The 20,899-nt window shown below is 58.5% G+C and carries 23 protein-coding genes and 6 tRNA genes; 18 read left to right on the top strand and 11 right to left on the bottom strand.

Features of this window, described 5'->3' with window-relative positions:
- Positions 1–816: 816 nt before the first annotated feature.
- From JV551A3_RS04910 to JV551A3_RS30920, 10 genes are all read left to right on the top strand, one after another.
- Positions 817–1,242: a hypothetical protein gene (locus JV551A3_RS04910; RefSeq protein WP_133970202.1), complete on the top strand. Its 426-nt coding sequence runs from the start codon at positions 817–819 to the stop codon at positions 1,240–1,242.
- Entirely contained in the window at positions 1,242–2,228 is a 987-nt protein-coding gene (locus JV551A3_RS04905) for a hypothetical protein (RefSeq protein ID WP_133970201.1), read from the top strand. Before JV551A3_RS04910 ends, JV551A3_RS04905 begins: the two co-directional genes overlap by 1 nt.
- Positions 2,229–3,002: 774 nt before the next feature.
- Positions 3,003–3,713, top strand: coding sequence for an NYN domain-containing protein (locus JV551A3_RS04895; RefSeq protein WP_133970200.1), 711 nt, complete (start codon positions 3,003–3,005; stop codon positions 3,711–3,713).
- 295 nt (positions 3,714–4,008) lie between these two features.
- Positions 4,009–4,299, top strand: a complete 291-nt coding sequence (locus tag JV551A3_RS30925) for a hypothetical protein (RefSeq protein ID WP_235874542.1) — start codon at positions 4,009–4,011, stop codon at positions 4,297–4,299.
- 196 nt (positions 4,300–4,495) lie between these two features.
- Positions 4,496–4,774 (top strand): hypothetical protein, encoded by a 279-nt coding sequence (locus tag JV551A3_RS04885; protein WP_133970199.1) that lies wholly within the window; start codon positions 4,496–4,498, stop codon positions 4,772–4,774.
- Between the two features lie 20 nt (positions 4,775–4,794).
- Entirely contained in the window at positions 4,795–5,058 is a 264-nt protein-coding gene (locus JV551A3_RS04880; protein ID WP_133970198.1) for a hypothetical protein, read from the top strand.
- 72 nt (positions 5,059–5,130) lie between these two features.
- The gene (locus JV551A3_RS04875) at positions 5,131–5,688 is read left to right on the top strand and encodes a hypothetical protein (RefSeq protein ID WP_133970197.1); all 558 of its coding nucleotides are present in this window, start codon (positions 5,131–5,133) and stop codon (positions 5,686–5,688) included.
- A gap of 94 nt (positions 5,689–5,782) precedes the next feature.
- Positions 5,783–6,070 (top strand): hypothetical protein, encoded by a 288-nt coding sequence (locus tag JV551A3_RS04870; RefSeq protein WP_133970196.1) that lies wholly within the window; start codon positions 5,783–5,785, stop codon positions 6,068–6,070.
- A gap of 128 nt (positions 6,071–6,198) precedes the next feature.
- Positions 6,199–6,855 (top strand): hypothetical protein, encoded by a 657-nt coding sequence (locus tag JV551A3_RS04865; RefSeq protein ID WP_133970195.1) that lies wholly within the window; start codon positions 6,199–6,201, stop codon positions 6,853–6,855.
- On the top strand, positions 6,852–7,058 hold the full coding sequence (locus JV551A3_RS30920) for a GNAT family N-acetyltransferase (protein ID WP_235874541.1): 207 nt from the start codon (positions 6,852–6,854) through the stop codon (positions 7,056–7,058). The genes JV551A3_RS04865 and JV551A3_RS30920 overlap by 4 nt, the downstream gene beginning before the upstream one ends.
- Positions 7,059–7,701: 643 nt before the next feature.
- Here the strand turns inward: JV551A3_RS30920 and JV551A3_RS04855 are convergent.
- Together JV551A3_RS04855 and JV551A3_RS04850 are read right to left on the bottom strand one after the other, a co-directional pair.
- Positions 7,702–7,777, bottom strand: a tRNA-Thr gene (locus JV551A3_RS04855).
- A 71-nt stretch (positions 7,778–7,848) separates the two neighbouring features.
- Entirely contained in the window at positions 7,849–8,259 is a 411-nt protein-coding gene (locus JV551A3_RS04850; RefSeq protein ID WP_133970194.1) for a pilin, read from the bottom strand.
- A 215-nt stretch (positions 8,260–8,474) separates the two neighbouring features.
- Here JV551A3_RS04850 and JV551A3_RS04845 point away from each other — a divergent pair, with 215 nt between their 5' ends.
- The 4 genes from JV551A3_RS04845 to yacG are packed head-to-tail and all read left to right on the top strand — an operon-like array spanning position 8,475 to position 11,372.
- On the top strand, positions 8,475–9,683 hold the full coding sequence (locus JV551A3_RS04845; protein ID WP_133970193.1) for a type II secretion system F family protein: 1,209 nt from the start codon (positions 8,475–8,477) through the stop codon (positions 9,681–9,683).
- A 2-nt stretch (positions 9,684–9,685) separates the two neighbouring features.
- A complete protein-coding gene (locus tag JV551A3_RS04840; protein WP_133970192.1) occupies positions 9,686–10,552 on the top strand; it encodes a prepilin peptidase in 867 nt (288 codons plus the stop codon).
- Positions 10,552–11,175 (top strand): dephospho-CoA kinase, encoded by a 624-nt coding sequence (coaE, locus tag JV551A3_RS04835; RefSeq protein ID WP_112251900.1) that lies wholly within the window; start codon positions 10,552–10,554, stop codon positions 11,173–11,175. The genes JV551A3_RS04840 and coaE overlap by 1 nt, the downstream gene beginning before the upstream one ends.
- Positions 11,172–11,372, top strand: coding sequence for a DNA gyrase inhibitor YacG (gene yacG, locus JV551A3_RS04830; protein WP_003260624.1), 201 nt, complete (start codon positions 11,172–11,174; stop codon positions 11,370–11,372). Before coaE ends, yacG begins: the two co-directional genes overlap by 4 nt.
- A 229-nt stretch (positions 11,373–11,601) precedes the next feature.
- On the opposite strand, the gene JV551A3_RS04825 is transcribed toward yacG, so the two are convergent.
- Positions 11,602–12,285: an energy-coupling factor ABC transporter permease gene (locus JV551A3_RS04825; protein ID WP_133970191.1), complete on the bottom strand. Its 684-nt coding sequence runs from the start codon at positions 12,283–12,285 to the stop codon at positions 11,602–11,604.
- Between the two features lie 110 nt (positions 12,286–12,395).
- Between JV551A3_RS04825 and JV551A3_RS04820 the strand changes: the two genes are divergently transcribed.
- The 4 genes from JV551A3_RS04820 to JV551A3_RS04805 all read left to right on the top strand — a co-directional run bounded on the left by JV551A3_RS04820 (position 12,396) and on the right by JV551A3_RS04805 (position 15,198).
- On the top strand, positions 12,396–12,827 hold the full coding sequence (locus JV551A3_RS04820; protein WP_133970190.1) for a hypothetical protein: 432 nt from the start codon (positions 12,396–12,398) through the stop codon (positions 12,825–12,827).
- Between the two features lie 54 nt (positions 12,828–12,881).
- Positions 12,882–13,511, top strand: coding sequence for a DUF1780 domain-containing protein (locus tag JV551A3_RS04815; RefSeq protein WP_013970766.1), 630 nt, complete (start codon positions 12,882–12,884; stop codon positions 13,509–13,511).
- 133 nt (positions 13,512–13,644) lie between these two features.
- Complete coding sequence (locus JV551A3_RS04810; RefSeq protein WP_013970765.1) at positions 13,645–13,818, top strand: DUF3094 family protein; 174 nt, start codon at positions 13,645–13,647, stop codon at positions 13,816–13,818.
- 84 nt (positions 13,819–13,902) lie between these two features.
- Positions 13,903–15,198, top strand: coding sequence for an NAD(P)/FAD-dependent oxidoreductase (locus JV551A3_RS04805; RefSeq protein WP_025337608.1), 1,296 nt, complete (start codon positions 13,903–13,905; stop codon positions 15,196–15,198).
- Positions 15,199–15,367: 169 nt separating this feature from the next.
- Here the strand turns inward: JV551A3_RS04805 and JV551A3_RS04800 are convergent.
- From JV551A3_RS04800 to rluD, 8 genes are all read right to left on the bottom strand, one after another.
- A tRNA-Lys gene (locus JV551A3_RS04800) sits at positions 15,368–15,443 on the bottom strand.
- A gap of 5 nt (positions 15,444–15,448) precedes the next feature.
- Positions 15,449–15,525 (bottom strand) — tRNA-Pro (locus tag JV551A3_RS04795).
- Between the two features lie 46 nt (positions 15,526–15,571).
- Positions 15,572–15,647, bottom strand: a tRNA-Lys gene (locus JV551A3_RS04790).
- Positions 15,648–15,653: 6 nt separating this feature from the next.
- A tRNA-Pro gene (locus JV551A3_RS04785) sits at positions 15,654–15,730 on the bottom strand.
- A gap of 4 nt (positions 15,731–15,734) precedes the next feature.
- A tRNA-Asn gene (locus JV551A3_RS04780) sits at positions 15,735–15,810 on the bottom strand.
- Between the two features lie 465 nt (positions 15,811–16,275).
- The gene (gene clpB / locus JV551A3_RS04775; protein WP_112251897.1) at positions 16,276–18,840 is read right to left on the bottom strand and encodes an ATP-dependent chaperone ClpB; all 2,565 of its coding nucleotides are present in this window, start codon (positions 18,838–18,840) and stop codon (positions 16,276–16,278) included.
- 250 nt (positions 18,841–19,090) lie between these two features.
- The gene (pgeF, locus tag JV551A3_RS04770) at positions 19,091–19,831 is read right to left on the bottom strand and encodes a peptidoglycan editing factor PgeF (protein ID WP_133970189.1); all 741 of its coding nucleotides are present in this window, start codon (positions 19,829–19,831) and stop codon (positions 19,091–19,093) included.
- Positions 19,828–20,790: a 23S rRNA pseudouridine(1911/1915/1917) synthase RluD gene (rluD, locus tag JV551A3_RS04765; RefSeq protein ID WP_085626778.1), complete on the bottom strand. Its 963-nt coding sequence runs from the start codon at positions 20,788–20,790 to the stop codon at positions 19,828–19,830. Before rluD ends, pgeF begins: the two co-directional genes overlap by 4 nt.
- Positions 20,791–20,899 lie beyond the last annotated feature (109 nt).

The following is a 20,899-nucleotide window of genomic DNA, read 5'->3' as shown; positions in this document are numbered from 1 at the left end:
AGTTAACCAGTTCACTAAGCTGTACGGTCAGCCGCTAACGAAGATCCGCGGGTTCCCAGCCCCGTATGCTGCCCAAACTCCCAGGGTCCCCGACTGGTAACAGAAAGCGGGGATGGAGATCACCTCTACCGCTGAAGGCACGAACAAATAGGGGCATGGGGTTATTAGGTTGCCAATCTCAATCTAGCAGTGTAACAAGTGTAATCCGTGTAACAATCCTACCAACCTATTGATTTTAAAGGGCAAAAGCATGGTTACACGCTAGCTTGTATGCTCGTGGCTAGAGTGTAACGGCCGGATCGGTGTAACCCCAGATAAAGGGGGGCTGTGACTGAGCGCTGACAATAGATCGATACCGTTCTGTTTTCCGTTAACACCACAGCGTTCGGGCCTGTACGCTGTTCAGAAGGCGGGCTACCAACTCTCTCAGGATCGTTAGCGATTCGTCACCAATCCCGACAGAGAACCCCGTGACTGCACCCAGCCGCCGAGCACTGTCCCTTCGCCCAGAACAGTACAAGCACCTGATCCGCATAACATCCGTGACTGGGCGCCTACCAGAACGCGACGTGTTGCTTTTATGGTTCGCTCAGCGATTTTCCTGCGCCCAGAGGTGGACAATCGAGCTCATGCTTAGAGGCCACGCACATCTGGCCTGCGATCATCTATGCGCCTCACTGGTTGAGAAGATGGCTAAACACCATCGGTACCGATCATCGACTGGTTGTTTAACCAGGCGACATGAGATCTTTTGTATGAATATAATTGAATCAGTTTGATAGCTAATTGCTATCTCGAATACAAGATTGATAGAGCATGAATATGGTGAACATGGAAGTGAAGGTTTCGGTTAAGACCATCGCATCGGCTTATCACGAGACATTGCCTGGAAGCTGCCCACCTGCAGATGTTGTGAAGCCGCAGACCGATACCCTTTGGCGACTGCTACAGTCCCAGGCTTTTAGCGATGCTGACTTTAAATCAGAACTCCTAAAAGACCCGACCAGAAAATTCCGCGACCCTTGCGGTGGCGCGTCTATTTCGCTGGTTCCGACTTTTGAACAAGCCGTCGCAGCCGTGAAGTCACCAGTCATGCGCAAAAAGAACTTTACTCATGCTGTCGCGGTTCGCTATGACGAAAAAGCCGGAGCTTGGCACCTGGATAAGCCTACCCATTGTCATTTCTGGCCTTATTTTGGCTTCGATCATAAAGTCCTCGCTGGCGAAGTAAGGGCGCTATGATGAAAATCACCGTAACTCAGGTTCTCTTGAACTATGGCATGCCGCTCGTAGTTCTCGCAAAGAACGAACAGGGCGGAGTATTTTTGGGCATTAACTATGATGACCCGGAAGACGGGACACCTTATAGCTTTTACTTTATTCGCCCTCGCTCCAAGCAACTGCGCAGCTTCATGAACCAAAAAGTTGACTTGCGCTATGTTATTCTTCATGGGTGCTATAAGCAGAAATATGTAGCATCCACTTGGGGTGATGAAAAAGAAGAAGTCACCCTAGGCAAGCTTGAAATCGAGCTAACTGAGGAAATGCTTCCTGCCCCTCGGTTGTTCAACCCAACACCAGCGCCTCGCTCTGCTGCTGTTACGCGCAGAAAAATTGAAATTGATGGTCGTTGGGATGTCGCTGACTTGAGTTTGTTCTCAGACCTCATACGAGACTGCTACGCATTTGGTCATGCGCTTCTGCGCGATACAAGCACGTTAGCACTGAAGCAAATATTTCAGCACTATCCGTGGCGCGGAGGCGGCAGTTCATTAGGGTTCTTTAGGGATCTCAGCGACAACATTAATGCTGATGAGCTTATGAAAGTCACAAAGATGCAATACGCATCCCCAGGCTTCATCGAGTTCTCTCTTCGCGATGATGTGGCAGACCTGATCAAAACCTTGATTGTAGAGATAAACCTTCCGGAAAGCCCTGCCGCTAACTCTTACTATGAAGCCAGAGAGTATCTCAGAGTGCGAAACTGGTTGACGAGGTCAGAGGATGAGATACCTGATCTTTCACAGGATGAAAAGGACAGGGTCAAGGCCATCATGGATGACCTTTGCGAGAAGTTTGGTTTGATTGACTATCGAGATCATATCTTCGAACTATCCCAGAACGACGAACTAGCTGGAGTTAAAATCCTTTTGGCATTTTATCGTCGACTTAAAAAGTTTGCTGACTACTCTGCCACCGGCAAAGCAGTTGAAATCTTCACAGCCTAACCAATGTAAAGAAATCCTAGAAATAGATTTCCTCCTTCGAATGTGCTGATGCCATGAGAAATCATGCCAGCACATATCGAAGCGTAGGATCGAAAATAGCATCGACTAGCACTCGATCCTAAATCCTATCCTGTAGCTAACCAATTCGGGCTATCGCGGCACTCTTTCTCAAGACCGTCTATTGAGTCCCCGCCCACATTAAGACCTACAACCGATCGCTGATTCGAAGAGCGTCTCGAACAACTAGATTTTTCCATGTGTAGTGAGTACGCACTACTCAAACCTTACCCCATTGCATCGACCTTGTGATTCGCTGCAGCAGACCATTAGCAGGCTTTACCGACAGGCAGGTATCAAGCTGGGGTCTTCGCACCGCGGCAGGCCTCCCTGTCTGCCAAAGTACTGGCAGCAACAGGAGCTGTTGAGACGGTGCAGACTATTCTTGGACATTCCTGTCTTGATCACAACAAGCCTTATTTGGCCGTTGACCAAGTGACGGTACGACATGCATTCGAGGTTGCACTGGCATAGCGACATCAGTAGTGTTTATCGGATCTGGATTCATCTTTACACTGGAATTGCCCCATGCACACCCAATCCCTGCCGTCGAACGTGAGGCCTATGCCTTAGGAGAGGCACAATCCAGGGTTGTCAGGATCCAGGAGGTAAAATGCTCAAACGCGCATACAGGACACGCCCGTCCAGCCATGTGCGGTAACGCTCGCAGCAGCAATGCGGGCTAACTGCTTGACTAATTGAAAAGGACCTCTTTCCATGAGCCTGTCTGAAAGTCTTCGCTTGGCTGTGCTTATCGACGCTGACAACGCCAGTTCGTCCGTGGTCCAGGAGCTTTTGCAGGAGGTAGCAACCCTAGGGACTGCTACGGTCAAGCGTGCGTATGGCGACTGGACCACCTCCAACCTGTCGGGTTGGAAAAACCACCTGCACAAACATGCGATACAGCCTATTCAACAGTTCGCTTACACCCAGGGCAAGAATTCGACAGATTCGGCATTCATCATTGATGCCATGGATTTGCTGTATGCCGGAAACGTGGATGGGTTCTGCATTGTTTCCAGCGACAGCGACTTCACGCGTCTTGCCACCCGTTTGCGAGAGGCCGGCAAACATGTGTACGGCCTTGGCGAACGTAAGGCTCCTGAAGCTTTCAGAGCCGCCTGCGAAAAGTTCGTGTTCTTCGAAGTGCTCAAAAAGCCAGCCCAGAATGCGGCGCCAGTGGCCATCGAAGACCTGCCTGACCTCAAGGAAATTCTGACCCAAGCTATCGAGGCCAAAGCGCGCGAGAACGGTTTCGCGCCGCTGTCGGCAGTGGGTAGCTACATCCAAAAAAACCACACCTCGTTTGATCCACGAAACTATGGCTTTGCCAAATTGAGCACGCTGGTGCGCGACGTGCCCTACATCGAAGTGAAAGAGGTGCCCTCTGGCGAGGTTCTCCACATTTACATTCGCATGAAGGCCTAAATGGAAGGCTGAGGAACGGAGTGCGCCGGACACAAATGTAAGTGAGCTTCGTGCGCCTCCCTCCGAAAGTCTGACCATTGATCGGCTCGACGGCCAATTTCAGGTAAACGGACTAGGTACACGCCAAGCCCAGCCATCGAGCTGGGCAGCAGCGGCACCGGAAGGACGCCCAATTTCGCGTCCGCGAAAATGACAGGAGGCGCATTCATGAGCGTAATCGCGAAGAAAAGCCCAGCCACAGGGCCGAGGTTTTAGATGCTGCCTCATTAAGGCTCTGGAAGCGGGAGTATGACGCATGGCATTGACTGATCCACTTCAAGCACTCTTGAGCCTTCAAGCTGAGATTCGTAAGGGCATGCCCACCCATCCTACCGAAAAATATCCTTCGGTTCGGTTGGTGCTGGATGAAAGAAACGGACGTGTTCGGTACACCTATGCTCGGTTAGAGCATGGCCGGGTGAAAGCAATGGCAATGTTCGTGAGCATGGACAAGATCGACGGTATTGGATGTTTTCAGGTTGGCTATGCCGTTCCAGAGGCGTACCGAGGCAGGGGCTGGGCAATAGAGATACTGGAGCAGGACTAAACGAGCTCAGCAATGGCCTGGCCCGGCACGGAGTCAAAAGGTTCTACGTGGAGGCGGTGATAGGCACGTCCAACTTGGCTTCCATTGGGGTTGCAACACGATTGCTGTCTGATGCCCCTGTCCCGACTATGGATAGCGTCTCTGGTGAACCTGCTTTGGCATTTACCAAACTCGTAGAATGTTGAAGGACAATCCCATGAGCAGTGAAAAGAAAGAGCACAAAATCACCCTAGCTCCTGGTTCTCGATATCGTCGGCAGGCAGGTCCTTACGACCTGGACTCTGGCCGGCCTCGATACGCCTTCGAGGTAATCGCACCGGACGAGCAAGCGCTACCTCAGGTTGAGGATAATTCGCAGATCATGGGTGTTCCTGGCAGTCACTTTTATGTTTGGGATATCAAGAACAGTTCCAGTTGGCCTGTATTCTTGACACTGACCGTAGATGGTGTAGTGGTAGACCAGGACAACAACTGAGAACCGTTCGAGGAAAAGCGATGGCCAACACACATCAGGAATTACGCGGGCAATCTCTGTTGCCGAATGAACGGGTCCAAGCTGCGTGGTTCGTGTTACAGACGCAAATTATGGGAGGAGCCTCTAAAAAGGACGTACGTGAGCACTACCAGAAGGCAATGGGCTACATTGATGCTCTACGTGACGCAGAGTTAATCGACGCTGCTGATTTCAAACTTATGGCCACTATTGTACTTCGGGCTTTGAACGATGCCTTGGAGCGCTTGCACAACCAGGCAGATTGACGATTGCCGAAAGGTTATAGTCCACAGAGCTAAACAGTCACCCGAAGATAGGATAAGTGGAGGAGCATCCAAATGGAGGAAGTCGCTGTTTTCACCCGGCAGATTCTTAGGCGCTCCAATGATCATCAGCGGGCCATGCAGCTCGTGTCGGTAGCCAATATCCCTAGTCAGATGATGGCAATTTTACGTCAAGAGCTGGATTCGATGGTCCGAGTCATCTACCTGTTGGCTCAGGACCCTATACGGCGAGGAGAATTAATCACCGCATCTGTTAATGGCGAGCTCTGGCGGCAATCCAGTGGACGCGGCCGGGTAACAGATCAAGAAATGGTTGTTCTGGCGCAACAGCTCCAAGCCTGGACACAATCCGTTTACAAATTCGGGTGTGCTTTTATCCACTTGTCCAACATGCATGATTATACCGACCGAGATCCGATGTTTCTCCTTTCACCCGAGGAGCGCGAAGCTATCCTCAACCACTGCCGGGACTACCACGGAGGCCCTTTCGGCGCGGGATTTGCCGACTTGGTTCCCTACCTTCCAAGCGTCCTGAATAAGATATCAGGCAATCTTGAGTTCTACCTGAAGCAGCTAAATGAGGGTGGTACTTACGACCCTGGAGAAATATAGGAAAACCGTCCTGCTGCACCCTAAGCCCTGGCCTAAAACCCAGGGCTAGGGTGGTAGAAGGGTATGATTCCCATACCCCATATGGAGAAGCAACGTGCATTACAGCATCGATTTTCAGCAGTTACACAAAGGTCGCGAACGCCCTACCGACGACGGTGACGTTGTCGGAGTGAGCTTTGAGAGCGAGGCAGGTTTTGCCTTGATTCCAAACGTGGGTGATGTTGTAAACATTCCGGAAATGGAAGGCCACGCTGGTGTTCAGGGTGTAGTTAAATCGCGGCTGTTCAACTATGTGCGCTCGGGGGAAAAACTCTTCTGCGGTATCAATATTGTGGTTGAAGAGCGCGACGATATTAACTGGGGTGCTCTGATCAAAGAATAATCTGGGCTGGCCTGTTCGCGGGCCAGCTTTGTTGCAGGAAACCGCTGCACACCACCGGCCCTTAATTGGGCCTTCCGTAATATCAGGACGCGGCTTTTGCGCTTAACATTTGAGGGAAAATTTTACAGATGCTCGCTTACAAAATCATGCGCTCAAGGTACTACAAGCCTGGAGCGAAGGTACTCACGTCGAAAGCGAACTATGGTAAGCGCATGTTCAAGGATCAGCCCACAACCGCCCTTATCCTTTCGGCGCTCGATCTATCCCGACAGTACAGCCTATCGTTCCAGCAAATCTTGTGGATGTTTCTCGACTTCCAGAATAGAAGCTACCAGCCTCGCATTCCCGACAAAATTTCGGATACTCAAAGACGTGAGCTTATTGCACTGGCCAACTCATCCAATAGAATCCTTGATGAAAAATTTAGTGCAACTTTCTGGGAGACCTTATACGAACAGGTCAGAATCGCAGACCGGCCTACATGCCCAACTAGGTTGAAGTCCTACTTCGCCAGCAAAGACATACCATCGCTCAGTCAATACCGAGACAAACACTGGGGTGACAAAATGGGCGATAAGCTAGCTTGCGAGATCGAAATTAAAGCCTGCAAAGTTGTTTTTGAGGCGGACATGGTGATCTTGGATCGTGTGACTGAAGAAATGAACTTCGAGAGCGCTCGGCCACACATCCTCCGTTACTGGGATCAAGAAGTGTCAAACCAACCAATCGCTGAACTGTTGCTGCAAGGTACAGTGGCTCTTGGGAAACGTGTCCAGCTAGCATGAATCCACGCTGCATCACCAGCCCGCCCAGTCGCGGGCTTTGCCAGGTAGACGACGCTGCGGGGGAGGAGGTAGTTGGGTTTCTTCTTTATTCTCCAGTTCCCACTCATCCCGAAGCCTGTGGGGTCAACTACATGGCCGTCAAGCAGAGTCGACGTCGACGGGGAATTGGTAGCGAACTTATGAAGGAGATGGTCGTTCAGTAGCTGACCTGCTCGGTCAAGAAAGTGCCCTTTTATCAATCCATCGGGTTTAAGGTGCCAGATAGCCACAATACGCAGGTAGTGATGAACACGCGCTCAGCCAGCACGACAGGCCAGATGGCTGTCCTCAGCCCCAGCGTCAAGCGCGTGACAGAGGTTTGAACAGTTCTATTAGCAAACAGCCCGCTTATGCGGGCTGTTTCGGGGGTTAGGCTTCGATAAGATCTATTAGGGTGATGCCTTTAGCTCCCTCTAGCACATCGTCGCGGAAGATCTCCCTGGCCGAAGGGCCGAAGAGCGGGATCGACAGGTCTGTCAACATCATGCCCCCGCTACCTCGATGATGGTCTGCGGCGAGAATTCGAGAGCCCACAGCGGCAAGTTGCTTGGCCAAGGCCTTTGCCATCGAACAGCTTGTAATCCTTCTCCCGAGGCTTGGCCGCATCACATTTGGGATCGGTGAGAGGCACCACAGTGCGCGCCATAGGGATACGTTTCCTTGTCGAACCGAGATATCCCTAACCATATCCCTAAATCGCGTAGATGCCCAGAGACAAAACGAGACAGGCAGAAACAACAAAGCCCGCGCTAGGCGGGCTTTGTGGGGTGTTCCGTAGACAGTCATAGACTTCTGGAAACTGGTCTCTGGTGCCGGAGACAGGAATCGAACCTGCGACCTTCGCGTTACGAGTGCGCTGCTCTACCGACTGAGCTACACCGGCGTGTAGCGCAACGTACCACTGCTCGCACCCGTTACGCAAACCCCTGTTTCCGCTAGTTTATTGCCCTGCCCTCAAGGCGCCTTGCACCCCTTCGGCGCCAGGTCTTCCTCGATGTCGGTCGTACACGCCCACCCGGTGGCCGAACGCGTCAGGGTCAGTGCCTTGCCCAGCACAGTGGCCGGCGCATCCACCAGCGTGCACACGATGCTCCCGGTGCCATCCGCCGCGTTGCCGCTAGCCGTGATCGCACAGTGCGCCGTCGCCGGCTGGCCACCCAGCTCGGCCACGCCCGCCACGTCCTTGCCGTCATTCAACCGCAGGTCCATCGCGGTCTTCAGCGCGCTGATCTCCAGCAACCCGGCCGCAGCCTTGGAGCGTGACTGGTGGTTGGTGTACATCGGTAAGGCGATGGTCGCCAGAATGCCGATGATCGCGACGACGATCATCAGTTCGATCAGGGTGATACCGCGTTGCCCTTTCATGAACGTTTCCTTTTTGATACGCGTACTCGTTGAGGTCAGGCTCGACCCCGGCTGGCAGCGGCGCAGTAGGCCTGAACAGACACCTTTTGTCACCCCTGCCCGCTCGGGCGTCGTCTTCGCTGAACTACTCTAGTGAGCATCACGGACGCGCGCCCTTGCATGGACGCGGCAAGCTGTTTCCAGGCTTGTCGCACGGGCAGAAAAAGGACCTTTGCATGACCCAATCCACACTCCTCTACTCCTGGCACGGCACCGACGCCAACGGTACGCCGGTCAGCGGCCAAACGCCCGGGCGCAGCCCGGCCTATGTGCGGGCCGGGCTTATCCGCCAGGGCATCAAGGTCGCCAGTTTGCGGCCTGCCGGTGGGCTTAAGTTCAGCTTGCCGAAACGGCGGGAAAAGGCCGACCCGGCGGGGTTCAGCCGGCAACTGGCGACCTTGCTCAAGGCCGGGGTGCCGCTGCTACAGGCGTTCGAGGTGATGGGGCGCAGTGGCTGCGATGCGGCGCAGGCGGCATTGCTGGATAGATTGAAACAGGATGTGGCCTCGGGTCTGGGGCTGGCGGATGCATTGCAGCGCCACCCGGGGTGGTTCGATGGGCTGTACTGCAACCTGGTGCGGGTGGGTGAGCAGTCCGGCACGCTCGACCGGCAGCTGGAACAGCTGGCGGGCATGCTGGAGCAGCGTCGGGTGCTGCACAAGAAAGTGCGCAAGGCGATGATCTACCCGCTGATGCTGTTGCTGACGGGGCTGGGGGTGTCGGCGATCCTGTTGCTGGAGGTGATTCCGAAATTCGAGAGCATGTTCTCTGGCATGGGCGTGGCGTTGCCAGCATTTACCCAATGGGTGATCGACTTGTCCACAGGGCTGAGCCGGTTTGCCCCGCTGCTGCTGGTGATGGGTGTGGTACTGGGTTTTGCCATGCGCCAGCTCTACCGGCAGCATGCGCCAGCGCGCCTGTGGATATCTCGCCGGGTGCTGGGCTTGCCGGTGTTCGGCACGCTGCTGGGGCAGGCGGCGCTGGCGCGCTTTGCGCGTAGCCTGGCAACGTCCTATGCCGCCGGGGTGCCGTTGCTGGATGCGCTGGGCACTGTGGCCAGGGTCAGTGGCGGCGACCTGCATCAGCAGGCGGTGATGCGGCTGCGCCAGGGCATGGCCAATGGGCAGGGGCTGCACCAGGCGATGGCCGCCGAGCCGCTGTTTCCGCCGCTGCTGGTGCAACTGACGGCCATCGGCGAATCCAGTGGCACGCTGGACCAGATGCTGGAAAAAGCCGCCAGCCACTACGAGGAACAGGTCGGCCAGGCGCTGGACCAGTTGACCAGCCTGCTGGAGCCGGCCATCGTGCTGGTCCTGGGCCTGCTGGTGGGCGGCCTGGTGGTGGCGATGTACTTGCCGATCTTCCAGTTGGGTAGCTTGATCTGAACATGACTTTATGGACTTTGCTGGCTGAGCAGCCAGCGTATTTTCTCACCCTGGCCACGGTGCTCGGCCTGCTGGTGGGCAGTTTTCTCAATGTGCTGGTGTACCGCCTGCCGATCATGCTGGAGCGGCAATGGCAGCGTGAGGCGCAGGAAATGCTGGAATTGCCGATCACGCCGCACGAGCGTTTCGACCTGTGGCTACCTGCTTCGCGCTGCCCGCATTGCGCGCATCGAATTCGCGCGTGGGAGAACATTCCGGTCATCAGCTACCTGGCCTTGCGTGGGCGTTGTTCTGCCTGCAAAACCCGCATCAGCCCGCGCTACCCGTTGGTGGAGGTGGCCAGTGCGCTGCTGTCGCTGGTAGTGGCCTGGCGCTTTGGTGCTTCGCCCGAGGCCTTGCTGGCGCTGCCGCTGACCTGGTGCTTGCTGGCCCTGAGCCTGATCGATGCCGAACACCAATTGCTGCCGGATGCGCTGGTGCTGCCGATGCTGTGGCTGGGGCTGATCGTCAATGCCTTCGGCCTCTACGTCCCGCTGAGCAGTGCGCTGTGGGGCGCGGTGGCCGGGTACCTCAGCCTGTGGACGGTGTACTGGGTGTTCAAGCTGGCCACTGGCAAGGAAGGCATGGGCTATGGCGACTTCAAGCTCATGGCACTGATCGGGGCCTGGGGTGGCTGGCAGGTGTTGCCATTGACCCTGCTGTTGTCATCGGTGGTCGGGGCGCTGGCTGGGCTGTGCCTGCTGCGTCTGCGCCGCCATGCCATGGGCACGGCGATCCCGTTCGGGCCTTATCTGGCAATTGCGGGGTGGATTGCCGTGCTCTGGGGTGATGAAATATACGCTTCATACACACAACTGCTTGGATTCTGATGACCACTGCGGCCTTTACCCCCTGGATTCTCGGCCTGACCGGCGGCATTGGTAGCGGCAAGAGCGCCGCTGCCGAGCGTTTCGTCGAGCTTGGCGTGCACCTGGTCGATGCCGACCAGGCGGCGCGTTGGGTTGTCGAGCCTGGCCGCCCTGCCCTGGCCAGCATCGTCGAGCGCTTCGGCGCCGGTGTGTTGCAGGCGGACGGCCAACTCGATCGTGCCGCCCTGCGCCAGCTGATCTTTGCCGACCCGGCGCAGCGCAAATGGCTGGAGCAATTGCTGCACCCGCTGATCGGGCAGGAAATTTTCAGCTACCTGGCCAAGGCAGAGTCGCCGTATGCGGTGTATGTGTCGCCGCTGCTGATCGAGTCGGGCCAGTACCAGAAAACCCAGCGGGTGCTGGTGATCGACGCGCCGCAAGAGCTGCAGGTGGCGCGTACCCTGGCGCGTGACAACACCAGCGCCGAGCAGGTGCAGGCCATTCTCAAGGCCCAGCTGGCCCGCGAGGAGCGCCTGCGCCATGCCGATGATGTGGTGGTCAATGACGGCGACCTCGCCGCGCTGCATGAGCAGATTGATCGCCTGCACCACTTTTACCTGACTTTACGAGGAGGCCAGCCATGAGCCAGCCATTGACCGTCGATTGCCCGACCTGTGGCGCACCTGTGGAATGGAACGAGAAAAGCCCGTTCCGGCCGTTTTGTTCGGACCGTTGCAAGCTGATCGACCTGGGGGCCTGGGCGGCTGAAGAGCACAAGATTCCCGGGGCGGAAGAGTCCGAGGATGAGCTGTATTCGGGGGACCTGGAGCCGCGGCATTGAGCTGATGTTGGGGTGGCTTTGCCGGCCTCTTCGCGGGCATGCCCGCTCCCACAGGGAGCCCCACAAGCTTCAGGACTGGCGCGGTACCTCTGTAGGAGCGGCCTTGTGTCGCGAAAGGGCTGCGAAGCAGCCCTCGATTTCAGTGTTGACTCAGATATTGTCGGGGCCGCTTTGCGGCCCTTTCGCGACACAAGGCCGCTCCTACAAGGAGGGATCACACCCGGTTAAATCACCGCTCATCCTCCTTCCACGGCGCCTGCAGATACCGCGTGCGGTTGAAGGTTTCCAGCCACTCCGGGCAAAACACCACCAGCGCACTGATCACCGTGCCGTTGATGAACGCTTCGGGGAACATCATCAGCCACAGGTAGCCGACAAAATCGCTGAGCCACTCCGGCATGGCGAAGCGCCCGTCCAGCCACAACAGCCCCAGCGCGGTCGACAGGCAGACCAGTACGGTCAGTGCTGCCGGGAAGAACCCTGAACAGAAGATATACACGAACAGATTCCGCGGCTGGGCGCGCTCGACCCCTATCGCGCACGCCTCAGCTATCAGCACCGGCAGGCCAACCAGCAACAAGCCGTTCACCCCCAGCGCTGCCAGGTCGTGGCGCCCCAGCAACAGCAAGCCAAGCTGGGCCATGAACCCGCCAAGCACCGCCAGTGGCCAGTCCAGCAACAGCGTGACCGCCGTCATGCCAATGAAGTGGTACGACACCCCGGTATCGAAATCGCGCCGCACCAACCACAAGGCAAACAGGCAGAACACCGTGCCGAACAGCAGATGCTGGCGGCGCCGGTCAGTGAACAGCTCAACCCAGCGCACCTGGCTGACCGCCCAGATCAGCAACGGCACATAACCTAGCCAGCCAAGCGTAAGGGTGGTGCCGGACAACACCTGCGCGCTGATCACCTGACGAATGCCCCTTGTTACCTTGTGGATAAAATCGATTCTACACCCATTCTCCCTTACCTTCGGCTGCGGTAGGCTGGCGCCCTTATTCGATGCAGGAAGCATTGCTCATGCCGGAAGGACTCAACCTCGCCCTGCTGCTGGCAGCGGCACTCGACGCCATCATAGCCGTGCTTCACCTGGCCATCATCGTCGTCGGGCCGCGTTGGTACCGCTTGTTCGGGGCGGGCGAGCGCATGGCCATAGCTGCCGAGAAGGGCCGTTGGTACCCGGGGCTGATCACGGCCGCCATCGCCTGCGTGCTGCTGGTCTGGTCGGCCTATGCCCTGTCGGCTGCCGGGGCAATCGGGCGGCTGCCCCTGCTGTTGCCAGCCATCTGCCTGATCACCCTGGTGTTCCTCGCCCGCGGCTTGCTCGGCCCCATGCTGCTGGCCGGCACCGGGCGTTCGCGGCGTTTCATCGTGGTCAGTTCACTGGTCTGCCTGGGCTTCGGCCTGGTGCATTTGCTGGGGGTAGTTCAGCAGTGGCCTGTGCTGGGCTGATTTCTGCGCACAAACAGCATCTTATCGTCATCGATTAACGTCTAAGCTTGTCCCATGGATGACTCAGACTACCTGCGCCTGCTTACTATCCAGGCCGAACAAGCCAATGCCTTTCTCTCCAACGCCCGCAAGTGGGAGCGGGAGCGTTGGGTGTGCCAACGCCTGTTGCAGGGGCTGAACATCCCCTACCGCAGCGAGGACTTCACCCCGGCCGGGCAAGAACCGCCAGATGTGCTGTTCCGCGATGCGGCCTTCGAGGTGTTTTTCGTGCTCGACGAGGGCCGCCGGCTAAACGATGAATGGCGCGAAGAGCTGCAGCGCCGGCGCAGTGCGTTCTCCCTGGCACAGCTGGTACGCCGCGAAGCGCGCCCGCGGCGCATCAGTGCCACCGAGCTGCTGGGGCGGCTGGCGCCGACCTTGCGCAAGAAGGCGCACAACTACAGGGAGCGCGGGCTGGAGCTGAACGAACTGGACATCATTGCCTTCGCCAGCCTCAAGCGCGAAGTGCTCGACCTCAACACCCACTTCCCGCCGCCCACCGAATACCTGCGCCAGGGCTGGCGCTCGCTGTCGCTGGTCGGGCCGACCTTCGCCCGGGTGCTGTTCGCCCACCCCGATGCGCCGGACTTCCTGCGCGGCAACCTGGGCCGCAGCATTGTTTTCGACGTAGGCATCAGTCTTTGATCCAGTGCAGCGAGTGTTTGCGATGGCGTAAACTCGGCGCCAGCTATAGAAAGCCTTATCATTTGTTTCATGCGCTTGCGTGAACACTGTAGCGTTTACGCAGTCACAAACGTCTACCTGACGAGGCCCCACCATGACCAGCCGCCTGAATCCTGAAGATCAGCGTCGTGTCGATGAGTATCTGCGAGCCCCCCAGCACCAAGTCGAGCGCCGGCCCTTCCGGCCGTGGCTGCTCCTTGTGCTGGTGGTGGCCGTGACCATCGGGTTGGGTCTCATCAGCCGCCTGCTCAGTGGACTGGTGCTATGAGCCGCTTCGCGCTCGCCCTCCCCTCGTGCAGTTTGCGGCCGGCCCCCGTGGCCACGAATTCCGTAAACCTTATGAGATATCCCAATGACTCATCGCATCGTGATTGTCGGCGGCGGCGCCGGCGGCCTGGAACTGGCGACCCGCCTGGGTAAAAGCCTGGGCAAGCGCAAGCAGGCCGAGATCACCCTGGTCGACGCCAACCTCACGCACATCTGGAAGCCTCTGCTGCACGAAGTGGCCGCCGGCTCGCTCAACTCCTCGGAAGATGAACTGAACTACGTGGCCCAGGCCAAGTGGAACCACTTCAACTTCCAGTTGGGGCGCATGAGCGGCCTGGACCGTGAAGGCAAGCAGATTCAACTGGCCGCCACCCTCGATGAAGAGGGCCGCGAGCTGCTGCCTGCGCGCACACTGGGCTACGACACGCTGGTGATTGCCGTGGGTTCCAACACCAACGACTTCGGCACCCTGGGCGCGGCGCAGCACTGCCTGTTCCTCGACACCCGCAAGCAGGCCGAGCGTTTCCACCAGCAGTTGCTCAACCACTACCTGCGTGCTCATGCCGGTGATGTGGCGAGCGAGAAGATCAGCGTGGCCATCGTCGGCGCCGGTGCCACCGGTGTGGAGCTGGCAGCCGAGCTGCATCACGCGGCCCACGAACTGGCGGCCTATGGCCTGGACCGCATCCAGCCCAAGGACATGCACATCACTATTATCGAGGCAGGCCCGCGCGTGCTGCCGGCACTGCCAGAGCGCATCAGCGTACCGGTGCACAAGACCCTGGAAAAACTCGGGGTGAAGGTGATGACCAACGCCGCAGTCAGTGAAGTGACCGAGGATGGGCTGAAAACCAAGGACGGTGAAGTGATCCAGGCCAGCCTGAAAGTGTGGGCGGCCGGTATCCGTGCGCCGGGCTTCCTCAAGGACATCGATGGCCTGGAAACCAACCGCATCAACCAACTGGTGGTGCGCCCGACCCTGCAGACCACGCGCGACGACAATATCTTTGCCTTCGGTGACTGCGCCGCCTGCCCGCAACCGGGCAGCGACCGCAACGTGCCACCACGTGCCCAGGCGGCGCACCAGCAGGCTTCGATGCTGGCGCAGAGTTTGAAGGCGCGGCTGGAGAACAAGGCGTTGCCGACCTATGAGTACAAGGACTATGGCTCGCTGGTGTCGCTGTCGCGCTTCTCGGCGGTGGGCAACCTGATGGGTAACCTGATGGGCAGCGTGAAGCTGGAGGGTTGGCTGGCGCGGATGTTCTACGTGTCGCTGTACCGGATGCACCAGATGGCGTTGTACGGGTTCTTCCGTACGGCGTTGATGATGCTGGGTAGCAAGATTGGCCGGGGTACCGAGCCGCGCCTGAAGTTGCACTGACAGGCGCTAGCATGCCCTGTGGGAGCGGGTTTACCCGCGAATGCGATGGTGGACCTGCTGACGCATTCGCGGGTGAACCCGCTCCCACAAAGGATTGTGTGGGCCCCAATAGCGCATCTTAATTTCGAGGCAAAAAAAGGGCATCTCATGCGAGATGCCCTTTTTTTCATGGTGGGTCGTGTAGGATTCGAACCTACGACCAATTGGTTAAAAGCCAACTGCTCTACCAACTGAGCTAACGACCCGGAAATGGTCGGGGTGAGGGGATTCGAACTCCTGACATCCTGCTCCCAAAGCAGGCGCGCTACCGGACTGCGCTACACCCCGTGATACTTAAAGAAAAAGGGCATCTCGCTGAGATGCCCTTTTTACATGGTGGGTCGTGTAGGATTCGAACCTACGACCAATTGGTTAAAAGCCAACTGCTCTACCAACTGAGCTAACGACCCGGAAAATGGTCGGGGTGAGGGGATTCGAACTCCTGACATCCTGCTCCCAAAGCAGGCGCGCTACCGGACTGCGCTACACCCCGAGATTGGCTCCGCGACCTGGACTCGAACCAGGGACCCAATGATTAACAGTCATTTGCTCTACCGACTGAGCTATCGCGGAACTGAACTTCGGTACATCTTTACAGCTTCGAAGCTTGTGTTAGCTTCGGTCTCTTTGGCTATCCGCTTTCGCGTTACAGCTGCTGAGGCCGGCTATTCTACATTCTTCGTTTTGCTTGTCAACCACTTTTTTTCATTCAACTTACTGATTTGTAAGTTGTTTTGCGGTCACCGATGTTGCTGGTGATTCGCTTAGTGCCTGACAACGCGGCGTATATTAGGGGCACCCGATTTTAGATGCAAGCAAAAATTTCAAAAATTTCAGCAAGTTATCCAGAAAGCCTGAAAAGCCTTGGTTTCGCGGGGCCTGTGCTGGCCTCTTCGCGGGTAAACCCGCTCCCACAGGTGCTGCGCAAGCCTCGAGGCTGTCGGTATTCCTGTGGGAGCGGGTTTACCCGCGAAGAGGCCAGCACAGGAAAACAGGCAAAAAAAAGCCCCGCAAATGCGGGGCTCATGGTGAAACAGATCAGCCGAAGACGATTTCGTCGCCTTCCACCTTGGCGGTAATCGCCGTCCCAGGCATGAACTTGCCTGCCAGGATCAACTGCGCCAACGGGTTTTCGATCCAGCGCTGGATCGCCCGCTTCAACGGCCGTGCGCCGTACACCGGGTCGTAACCCACGGCAATCAGCTTGTCCAAGGCCTCCGGGCTCAGGCTCAACGACAGTTCGCGCTCCAGCAGGCGGCTGCGCAGGCGGCCCAGCTGGATTTCGGTAATGCCGGCAATCTGCTCGCGGCCCAGTGGCTCGAACACCACCACTTCGTCGATACGGTTGATGAATTCCGGACGGAAGTGCGCACCCACCGCATCCATCACCGCCGCACGCTGTGCCTCGCGGTCACCCACCAGTTCCTGGATCTGCGCCGAGCCCAGGTTGGAGGTCATCACGATCACGGTGTTGCGGAAGTCCACGGTGCGCCCGTGGCTGTCGGTCAGGCGGCCGTCTTCCAGCACCTGCAGCAGTACGTTGAACACATCCGGGTGGGCCTTTTCCACTTCGTCCAGCAGCACCACCGAGTATGGCTTGCGCCGTACTGCCTCGGTCAGGTAACCGCCCTCTTCATACCCTACATAGCCTGGTGGGGCACCGATCAGGCGAGCCACGGAATGCTTCTCCATGAACTCGGACATGTCGATACGCACCATCGCCTCTTCGGTGTCGAACAGGAACTCGGCCAGCGCCTTGCACAGCTCGGTCTTGCCCACCCCGGTCGGGCCGAGGAACAGGAACGAACCACTTGGCCGGTTCGGGTCGGACAGCCCGGCACGCGAACGGCGCACGGCGTTGGCCACGGCGGTTACCGCTTCGCCCTGGCCGATCACGCGCTGGTGCAGCAGCTCTTCCATTTTCAGCAGTTTCTCGCGCTCGCCTTCGAGCATCTTGGCCACCGGGATACCGGTCCACTTCGACACCACTTCGGCAATTTCTTCCTCGGTTACCTTGTTGCGCAGCAGCTGGTTCTCGGTCTTGCCGTGCTGGTCGACCATTTGCAGGCTGCGCTCCAGGTCCGGGATCACCCCGTACTGCAGCTCGGCCATGCGGCTCAGGTCGCCTTTGCGACGGGCGGTTTCCAGCTCCTGGCGGGCCTGCTCGATCTTTTGCTGGATCTGCGCCGAGCCCTGCACTTCGGCCTTCTCGGAGGCCCAGATTTCTTCCAGGTCGGCGTACTCACGCTCCAGCCGGTCGATTTCCTCGGTCAGCTTCTCCAGGCGCTTTTTCGCCGCTTCGTCTTCTTCCTTCTTCAGCGCCTGCGATTCCACCTTCAGCTGGATCAGGCGACGGTCGAGGCGGTCGAGCACTTCCGGCTTGGAGTCGATCTCCATGCGGATGCGGCTGGCCGCCTCGTCGATCAGGTCGATGGCCTTGTCCGGCAACTGACGGTCGGTGATGTAGCGGTGGCTGAGCTTGGCCGCGGCAATGATGGCGCCGTCGGTGATGGCCACCTTGTGGTGCACTTCGTAGCGCTCTTTCAGGCCACGCAGGATGGCGATGGTGTCTTCCTCGCTCGGCTCCTCGACCAGCACCTTCTGGAAGCGGCGCTCCAGCGCAGCGTCCTTCTCGATGAACTGGCGGTACTCGTTCAGCGTGGTGGCGCCAACGCAGTGCAGCTCGCCACGGGCCAGGGCCGGCTTGAGCATGTTGCCAGCGTCCATGGCGCCCTCGCCTTTGCCGGCGCCGACCATGGTGTGCAGTTCGTCGATGAACAGGATGATCTGGCCTTCCTGTTTGGACAGCTCGTTCAGCAGGCCTTTGAGGCGCTCTTCGAACTCGCCGCGGTACTTGGCACCGGCAATCAACGCGCCCATGTCCAGCGCCAGCAGGCGCTTGCCCTTGAGGCCGTCGGGCACTTCACCATTGATGATGCGCTGGGCCAGGCCTTCGGCGATGGCCGTTTTACCTACGCCAGGCTCACCGATAAGCACGGGGTTGTTCTTGGTACGGCGTTGCAGCACCTGCACGGTACGGCGGATTTCGTCGTCACGGCCGATCACCGGGTCCAGCTTGCCTTCTTCGGCGCGCTTGGTCAGGTCGACGGTGTACTTGTCCAGCGCCTGGCGCGACTCCTCGGCGTTGGCATCGTTGACCGCCGCGCCGCCACGCAGGTTGTTGATGGCGTTTTCCAGGGCTTTCTTGCTTACGCCCTGGCCCAGCAACAGCTTGCCGAGCTTGCTGTTCTCGTCCATGGCAGCCAGCAGCACCAGCTCGCTGGAAATGAACTGGTCACCCTTCTGCTGGGCCAGGCGGTCAGCCTGGTTGAGCAGGCGCGCCAAGTCCTGCGACATGTTCACGTCGCCAGTGGGGTTCTGAATTTTCGGCAGTTGGTCGAGTTCTTTCACCAGCGCCTGGCGCAGGCTGTTGATGTCGAAGCCGACCTGCATCAGCAGTGGCTTGATCGAACCGCCCTGCTGCTCGAGCAGTGCCTGCAACAGGTGCACGGGCTCGATGGCGGGGTGGTCCATGCCAACGGCCAGGGATTGGGCATCGGATATTGCAAGCTGCAGCTTGCTGGTCAAACGGTCTATTCGCATGGGGTACCTTCCTTTAAAGGGCAGGTCGGAGCGATGGACAGCGCCTGTTTATGAAGAAACCTGCCTGAGATGACCTTATAGATAAGGCTGATTCTGGAAGATTCAAGCGTAGCGGGGTTGACCGGGGTCAACCTGGTGGATTAGCGGTGAGGCATTCGCGGGTGAACCCGCTCCCACAGGATCCTCACAGACCTTGAGAGCGATGCAGTACCTGTGGGAGCGGGTTCACCCGCGAAGAGGCCGGCGCAGGTTAACGCGGTTCCAGCCACACCAGTGAAGCAAAGCGCCCACCCTGCGGGGTACGGCGATAGGAGAAGAACCGCTCATCGCTGACCGTGCACAAGCCACCGCCATAGACAGCAGTCACCCCACGCGCCGCCAAACGAATACGCGCCAGCTCATAGATGTCGGCCATCAACTTGCCCGGCCGGGCACCCTCGACAAAGGCCCTGGCCGCTTCCGGGTGCACCTCTGTAAAGGCATCGCGCACCTCCAGCCCCACTTCGAACGCCTGCGGGCCAATCGCCGGCCCCAACCACACCAGCACCTCTTCAGGCGGCAGTGCCAGGCGATCCAAGGTGGCCTCCAGCACACCACCGGCCAGCCCGCGCCAGCCAGCATGCGCCGCCGCCACGCGGGTACCGGCTTGGTCGCAGAACAGCGCAGGCAGGCAATCGGCAGTCATCACGGTACAGGCAACGCCAGGCTGGTCGGTCCAGCTGGCGTCGGCCTCGGCCACCACGGCAGGGTCGGCATCCGCCACCACCAGCCCATGCACCTGCTTGAGCCAGGCCGGCTGGATGGCGAATTCGTCGCTCAGGCGGCGACGGTTCTCGGCCACCGCGGCAGGGTCGTCCCCTACATGGTCGCCAAGGTTGAAGGTTTCATAGGGCGGCAGGCTGATGCCGCCCTGGCGGGTGGTGACACAGGCGCGCACCGAGGCCGGGGCCGGCCAGTCGGGGAACAGCAGCGACTGCGTCAGGCCACTCATCCGATAAAACTCTCGCGGTCCTGGTTCAGTAGTGACAGCAACCAGACGAAGTCATCCGGCAGCGGCGATTCCCACTTCATGACTTCACCGGTAATCGGGTGGGCCAAAGCCAGGAAGCGCGCATGCAGAGCCTGGCGCGGGAAGGTTTTCACCGCCTCGACCATGGTCGGGCTGGCTGCCGGCGGAATGCGGAAGCGCCCGCCGTACGTCTGGTCGCCGACCAACGGGAAGCCAACGTGAGCCATGTGCACGCGAATCTGGTGGGTACGGCCGGTTTCCAGCTTGACCCGCACGTGGGTGTGCGAGCGGAAGCGCTTGAGTACACGGTAGTGGCTGACCGCCGGCTTGCCGCCGTCGGTGACCGCCATACGCTGGCGCATGCCGCCATGGCGGCCGATCGGGGCATCGATCTTGCCGCCGGCAGTGACCACGCCAATCACGATGCACTCGTAGATGCGGCTGACCTTGCGCGCCTGCATCTGCTCGACCAGCCGGGTCTGCGCCTGCAAGGTCTTGGCCACTACCATAAGGCCGGTGGTGTCCTTGTCCAGGCGGTGCACGATACCGGCGCGCGGTACGTTGACGATGTCAGGCACGTGGTGCAGCAGTGCATTGAGCAAAGTCCCGCTGGCATGCCCGGCGGCCGGATGCACAACCAGCCCGGCAGGCTTGTTGATCACCATGATATGGTCGTCTTCGTAGACGATATCCAGCTCGATATCTTCGGCGACCCACTCGCCCTGGGCTTCTTGCTCGGCCTCAAGGACAAGTTGCGAGCCACCATGGACGAGGTCTCGAGGGCGCACCACGGCACCATCGACCGTCAGGCGGCCTTCTTTGATCCACGAAGTCAGCCGGGAACGCGAGTACTCGGCGAACAATTGGGCGGCGACCTGGTCGAGGCGTTGACCGCCCAGTTCGGACGGGACCTCTGCGCTAAGTTGAATGATCTCGGACATGCTCGATTCGGCGGGCGCACAGCCTTTGGTTTCGGCTGCGAGCTTGTGGTTAAATACGACTTCTTTTGTCCCGGGGTTGGCCGGGGCGCTCATCATAACAGGACGGCAC

Origin of the sequence: Pseudomonas inefficax, from assembly GCF_900277125.1 — a bacterium.
In the GTDB taxonomy this organism is placed as follows: Bacteria; Pseudomonadota; Gammaproteobacteria; order Pseudomonadales; family Pseudomonadaceae; genus Aquipseudomonas; species Aquipseudomonas inefficax.
The sequence above is the reverse complement of the archived record's forward strand: the minus strand, read 5'-3'. Positions and strand labels throughout refer to the sequence as shown.